Here is a 6,379-nt window from a genome sequence, read left to right on the forward strand (position 1 = left end):
TCTGCCTTGCCAGCCCGCTCAGAGATGTGTATAAGAGACAGGCCCGGAGGCGAACGTGGCGGGCACCCCTGTCACCCTCCTGATCGCGGACGACGACGAGGTGACCCGCAGCGGTCTGCGCACGCTGCTCGGGATGCAGCCGGGGATCGCGGTGACCGGGGAGGCGGCCGACGGCGTCGAGGCGGTCCGGCAGGCGCGGCGACTGCGGCCGGACGTGGTCCTGATGGACGTACGGATGCCGCGCCTGAACGGCATCGAGGCCACCCGGCAGCTCCTCGCGGGGCCTGGCGAGCCGCCGAAGGTCGTGGTGATCACCACCTTCGAGAACGACGGCTACGTCACCGCCGCACTCAGCGCCGGGGCCGGCGGCTTCGTCCTCAAGCGGCTCCCGGTCCCCAGGATCGCGGAGGCGGTGCGGGTGGTGGCGGCGGGCGAGGCGATCCTCTTCCCGGCGGCCCTCCGCCAGATGGTCACCGCCCGCCCGCTGGGCTCCGCCGCGGCGCTGCCGCGGGCGGCGCTGACGGCCCGTGAGGAGGAGGTGCTGCGCCTGCTGGCCACCGGCCTGTCCAACCCGGAGATCGCGGAACTGTGCGGGGTGAGCCAGGAGACGGTGAAGACACACGTCGGCAACGTCCTGACCAAGCTCGGCGCACAGAACCGGACCCACGCGGTGGTGATCGCGTACGAATCCGGCCTGGTCGTGCCGGGGATCGGGGGCTGACAGGCTCCGCGCCGGAGGCAGGGTGGATCGGTTTCGCCCAGTACGTCAGCAACGGTGCTCGCCGTGGCGGGTGGGCAGGCCGGTCGTCGGTCGCGTCAGGGGGGATCTGAGGTCAGACCGTGGGCCGGTGAACCGACCCCGACGCAGGGGCGGTTCGTGCGCCACCGCCCCTTTGGGCAACGAGGACACACGCCCCACCAGGTGCTGACCACCCGTCACGGCAGGCGCCGTTGCCGTGCCAAGGGGTGACCCGTCGACGGGCGTGGTGCGGCCACGGCACCGCGCTTGCCGTGCACCGGCGGGCAAGTCCCCTGGGCGGTGGGGGAGACGGCACCTGTACGACCGGTCGGTGCCCGGTGCCCAGTGCCGGACCGAGAACGGTCGCGCGCCCTGCGGTACGGAACGCGGTGGGGATGGGACCCTGGTGGTATGTACATCCCTTTTCTGGACAACTGGCGTAAGCGTCAAGGCGGTACGCGAGGGGGCGCCCTCGCGGCAGCCGTCGAGAACGACCCGGAGGGCATGGCGGAGCTGTTCGCGGAATGCGAACTGCTGCGGACCCGCGCGACCCAGAGCGGTCTGCGGCTCGACGACAGTCCCGCCTCGTTGTCGGCACTCGACCAGCTCCCGCCGCGGTGGCGCGACGACCCGGACGAACTGCCCTGGCTGGGCAACGACGCCGGGCTCTACCTCGGCACCGTCCTGGTGCGGACCGTCCCGGGCGCGGCGTGGGACATCCTGGCGAGCGGACAACCGGTGGTGCGCCTGGCGTCCGGCCGTGAGATCGACGTCGTCACCGCCGGTCTGGACTGGGCGATGACGGGCAGTCCCGAGCTCTCGGAGATGTACGCGGAGTCCGCCGAGAGCGGCCCCGAGGCGATATCGCGATAAACAGCCTTATGCGCCGCTGGTGCGTGTCGGCCCACAAGTCCGGCTGGAGCATGGATAGTTTGCGCTGACCTCGACACAGCGAAAAGTGGGTAGGGCAGCGTATGGCCGTCGATCCGTTGATCGAGCTGCGGGACGTCAACAAGTACTTCGGGAAGTTGCACGTCCTGCAGGACATCAATCTCACCGTCGGCCGCGGGGAGGTGGTCGTGGTCATCGGCCCTTCGGGATCGGGCAAGTCCACGCTCTGCCGGACCATCAACAGGCTGGAGACGATCGAGTCCGGCCGCATCCTCATCGACGGCGAACCGCTCCCCGAGGAGGGCAAGGGGCTCGCGCAGCTGAGGGCCGAAGTCGGCATGGTCTTCCAGTCGTTCAACCTGTTCGCGCACAAGACCGTGCTGGCGAACGTCTCGCTCGCCCAGCTCAAGGTCCGGGGACGGAAGAAGGACGAGGCCGACCGGCGCTCGCGCGAACTGCTGGAGCGGGTCGGGCTGGCCGGTCAGGCCGACAAGCTGCCCGCCCAGCTCTCCGGCGGGCAGCAGCAGCGGGTCGCCATCGCCCGGGCCCTCGCGATGGACCCCAAGGCCCTTCTCTTCGACGAGCCCACCTCGGCGCTCGACCCGGAGATGATCAATGAGGTGCTCGAGGTGATGCGCCAGCTCGCCCGTGAGGGGATGACCATGGTGGTCGTCACCCATGAGATGGGATTCGCCCGGTCCGCCGCCAACCGCGTGGTGTTCATGGCGGACGGGCGCATCGTCGAGGACCGGACCCCCGAGGACTTCTTCACGGCCCCGGAGAGCGACCGGGCCAAGGACTTCCTGTCCAAGATCCTCAAGCACTGACGGGGGCACCGTGTTGCGTACGAAGAACATCGCGGCCGTGCTGGCCGGCCTCCTGCTCGCCGCGCTCGCCGCCGGCTGCGGCAGGGAGGGCAGTCCTCCCGTCAAGGGCCCCCGGGCCGACGAACTGCCGGTCTACAAGGTCGACACCGGCTTCCAGCTGCCCCAGTCGCCCACCTGGCGCAAGGCGCACCGGCGGGGCCACCTCGTCGTCGGTGCCAAGGAGGACCAGCCCTACCTGGGCGAGAAGGACCCGGCCAGTGGCGTCTACTCCGGTTTCGACATCGAGATCGCCCGCATGATGGCCGCCTCCCTCGGCTTCGAACCGAAGACGATCCGCTTCCGGACCATCGCCTCCGCCAACCGGGAGACGGCACTCCAGAACGGGCAGATCGACTACTACGTCGGCACCTACACCGTCAACGCCATGCGTAAGAAGATCGTCGGCTTCGCCGGGCCCTACTACATGGCGGGGCAGGGACTCCTTGTCCGCACCGACGAGAACGACATCCACGGTCCTCAGGACCTGGCCGGCAAGACCGTCTGCTCGGCCGCCGGTTCCACGCCGTACCAGCGCATCAAGGCCGACTACCCCAAGGCGAAGCTGGTCGCCTACGACACGTACTCGATCTGCGTCGACAACCTGCTCACCTTCCAGGTCGACGCCGTCACCACCGACGACGCCATCCTGCTGGGCTTCGCCGCCAAGGCACCGGACGAGATGAAGGTCGTCGGCAAACCGTTCTCCGAGGAGCCCTACGGCATCGGCGTCCCGCGCAAGGACAACGCGCTGCGCTTCGCGATGGACGACGCCCTGAAGGAGAACGAGAAGAACGGGAACTGGAAGAAGGCCTTCGAGGCGACCCTGGGCCTGTCCGGGGTGCCCGCGCCGAAACCCCCGCCCATCGACCGCTACCCGGCGAAGTGAGGGGCCGGCCACCACCATGGACGTACTGACAGACAACTTCTCGCTCTACGGCAAGGGCTTCCTCGGAACCGTCGAACTCACCGTGTACGCGTCCCTCCTGGCACTGGCGCTCGGCTTCGTCATGGCCTCCTTCCGGGTCGCGCCCGTCAGCGCTCTCCGGGCGATCGGCACGGTCTGGGTCGCGGTGCTCCGCAACACCCCGCTGACCCTGCTGTTCTTCGCCGTGCTGCTGGGGCTGCCGCGCTTCGGGCTGGTGCTGCCCTTCCAGCTCTTCGCGGTCCTCGCGCTCGGCTGCTACACCTCGGCCTTCATCTGCGAGGCGCTGCGCTCCGGCATCAACACCGTGCCCACCGGACAGGGCGAGGCCGCCCGCAGCCTGGGGATGTCCTTCAGCCAGACCCTGAGCAACGTCGTCCTGCCGCAGGCCTTCCGGTCGGTGATCCCGCCGGTGGGCTCGACGCTCATCGCCCTGGCCAAGAACTCCGCCATCGCCGGCGCCTTCAGCGTCACCGAGCTGCTCGGCACCTACAAGACGCTCAACGAGCTCGGCTACAGCATCATCTGGTCCTTCGTCTGGATCGCCGTCGGCTACCTGATCATCACCCTCGCCATCAGCGCGCTCTTCAACTTCATGGAGAAGCGCTGGGGAGTCGCCCGATGACCCGTTCCTCCACCCCCCACGCCACCGCGCTCTACGACATCCCGGGGCCCGTCACCCGTAGACGGCACTTCCTCTACGGCATCACCGCGTCGCTGGTGATCGCCGGGCTGATCGCCTGGGTCCTCCATCTCCTCTTCGAGACCGACCAGTTCACCAGCCAGAAGTGGACGCCCTTCACCTACGTCGGTATCCAGGAACTGCTGCTGCGCGGCCTGGGCAACACCCTCAAGGCCTTCGCGTACGCGGCGGTGCTCTCCCTCGCGCTCGGCGCCGTGCTGGCGGTCGGACGACTCTCCGTCCACCGGCCGGTGCGCTGGCTCTCGACGCTGCTGGTGGAGTTCTTCCGGGCCATGCCGGTGCTGGTGATGATCTTCTTCGTCTTCGTCGCACTGAAGGTGCAGCCGCTGCCCGCACTGGTGGCCGGCCTGACCCTCTACAACGGATCGGTACTCGCCGAGGTGTTCCGTACCGGCATCAACTCGGTGGAGCGGGGGCAGCGTGAGGCCGCGTACGCGCTGGGCATGCGCAAGACCCAGGTCACCACCCACGTACTGGCCCCGCAGGCCGTGCGCGCGATGCTGCCCACCATCATCAGCCAGCTGGTGGTGGCCCTCAAGGACACGTCGCTGGGCTACCTGATCACGTACGAGGAGTTCCTCCACGCGGGCAAGCTGATCGCGTCGAACCTCGACTACGACCTGCCGTTCATCCCGGTGGTCATGGTGATCTCGCCGATCTACATCGGCATGTGCATGCTGCTCTCCTGGTTCGCCACCTGGGTGGCCAGGCGGCAGCGGCGCAACCCGAGGACGGAGGCGACGGGCGTCTCCACGGCGCAGCCGGGACCGGTGATGCCGGGCACGTGACAGCCACGGCCGAACCGTCCGGCGGCAGCCGGTGATCACCTCTCCTCCCGGACGGCGGAACCCGTCACGGGAGGAAGGGAAGGTCAGCTGCGCGCCGGTCGGATCGCGCTCGACACAGGTGGGTCGGACGGGCCCGCGCCGCGCCGGTGACGACGGGGGCACCGCCCGGCCCGCCTGAACGGCGGCTCCGCACGACACGGGAGATCTTGTCGTGCCGCTGAACGCGCTCCACGAAGCCCCCGCCATGCCCGGCCAGGTGTCCATGAGCACGGGCAGTCTCACCCCGCGGTAGAGGCGGCGGCCTGCTGCCCCTGCGCCGTCTCGTGTGGGAGTGCGGTGGTGGGATGGCTTCCAACCGCGTCGCCCGCACCTCCTGCGAAGGGGGTCGGGGCTCGCCGCCCTCAGCCCGTCACCCGGAGGACGGGTCCGGGGCGGCCGGGGGCGGTCTGCGCGGCGCGGGTGACATCGCCGATCAGCTCCACCACGTCCGGCCCGTAGGACTGGGAGTTGACCACCTTCAGCAGCAGGACGAACGAGTTGTCGCGGTGCCTGCGCAGCAGCTTCTCGTGGTTGCGGACGAGGTAGCGGGACGCCGCCTGGTTGGTGATGGCCCGCTGCCCGCAGAACAGGAAGACCGGGCGGCTGTCCTGACCGCCCTTCAGCCGGGCCAGCAGGACGTGCTCCGAGACGCCGCGTTCCAGCCGGTAGTGCTCGGACCCGATCTGGAACGCCGCGCGCTCGGGGCCCGGTTCGGGGCCCGTGGTGATCCGTACGCCCGGCAGCAGGGTCGTCAGGTGTGCGGCCGTCCGGCGGTTGGAGCCGGGCCCGCCGACGCAGAACTCCGTGCGCTCGCCGAAGCCCTGCTGGGTCAGGTCGTGGGAGAGGATCCGGGCGTGCGCCGAGCAGTCCTTGATGAGCGCGGAGAGTTCGAGCAGGGCGAAGACGTCGTGGCGGTGGACCGCCCCGTCGGTGCCGGCGTCGCGGTTGACGACGAGCAGGCACTCGGAGTTCCCCGGCAGTCCGAAGAACGCCTGCTTGCGGCGGAGTCTGCGGCGCCAGAGGTAGGTGCGGGCCAGCCAGCCCAGCGTGGCGCTGACGCCCGCGGCTATGACACCCAGCACGATGTTGCGTACGTCGTCCGTCATGGCCGGGCATATTAAGGGATCTTCCGCGGTCCCTGCCAGGCGCACGACGACAGGCACGACACCTCGCCGCGCCGCCCGGGCGTCCCCGTCCCACCGGTGTGCGGACGCCCTTCACCCTCGCGGCGCGCCGCCCGCCTGTCCACCAGGCATGACGGGAGAGCCCTCGGCGGGCGTACGGACGCGTGTCCGAGGCGGTCCTGACGATCCGGGTGCGTCGGCGTTACCCTGCGCGGACGATCCTTCACTGGAGGTACGGATGCGTCGTTCCGTAGGCCGGAATGTGTCGTTCCTGAGCGTGATCGCCGTCGTCGGCTCCCTCGGCGCA

The 6,379-nt window shown here is 69.7% G+C and carries 7 protein-coding genes; 6 read left to right on the forward strand and 1 reads right to left on the reverse strand.

Annotated features, from left to right (window positions below; genetic code table 11):
- The first annotated feature begins 55 nt into the window (after positions 1 to 55).
- The 6 genes from IH13_RS0125515 (at position 56) to IH13_RS0125540 (ending at position 4,909) form a co-directional block, all read left to right on the forward strand.
- On the forward strand, positions 56 to 721 hold the full coding sequence (locus tag IH13_RS0125515; RefSeq protein WP_031088233.1) for a response regulator: 666 nt from the start codon (positions 56 to 58) through the stop codon (positions 719 to 721).
- Positions 722 to 1,150: 429 nt separating this feature from the next.
- Positions 1,151 to 1,612, forward strand: coding sequence for a DUF6278 family protein (locus tag IH13_RS0125520; protein ID WP_031088234.1), 462 nt, complete (start codon positions 1,151 to 1,153; stop codon positions 1,610 to 1,612).
- Between the two features lie 101 nt (positions 1,613 to 1,713).
- Entirely contained in the window at positions 1,714 to 2,457 is a 744-nt protein-coding gene (locus IH13_RS0125525) for an amino acid ABC transporter ATP-binding protein (protein WP_031088236.1), read from the forward strand.
- 10 nt (positions 2,458 to 2,467) lie between these two features.
- Entirely contained in the window at positions 2,468 to 3,382 is a 915-nt protein-coding gene (locus tag IH13_RS0125530) for a glutamate ABC transporter substrate-binding protein (RefSeq protein ID WP_031088237.1), read from the forward strand.
- A gap of 16 nt (positions 3,383 to 3,398) precedes the next feature.
- On the forward strand, positions 3,399 to 4,043 hold the full coding sequence (locus tag IH13_RS0125535; protein ID WP_031088239.1) for an amino acid ABC transporter permease: 645 nt from the start codon (positions 3,399 to 3,401) through the stop codon (positions 4,041 to 4,043).
- Positions 4,040 to 4,909: an amino acid ABC transporter permease gene (locus tag IH13_RS0125540; protein ID WP_031088241.1), complete on the forward strand. Its 870-nt coding sequence runs from the start codon at positions 4,040 to 4,042 to the stop codon at positions 4,907 to 4,909. The genes IH13_RS0125535 and IH13_RS0125540 overlap by 4 nt, the downstream gene beginning before the upstream one ends.
- A 401-nt stretch (positions 4,910 to 5,310) precedes the next feature.
- On the opposite strand, the gene IH13_RS0125545 is transcribed toward IH13_RS0125540, so the two are convergent.
- A complete protein-coding gene (locus IH13_RS0125545) occupies positions 5,311 to 6,054 on the reverse strand; it encodes a hypothetical protein (protein ID WP_051835922.1) in 744 nt (247 codons plus the stop codon).
- Positions 6,055 to 6,379 lie beyond the last annotated feature (325 nt).

This window comes from Streptomyces sp. NRRL WC-3549, from assembly GCF_000721935.1.
Lineage (GTDB): Bacteria > Actinomycetota > Actinomycetes > Streptomycetales > Streptomycetaceae > Streptomyces.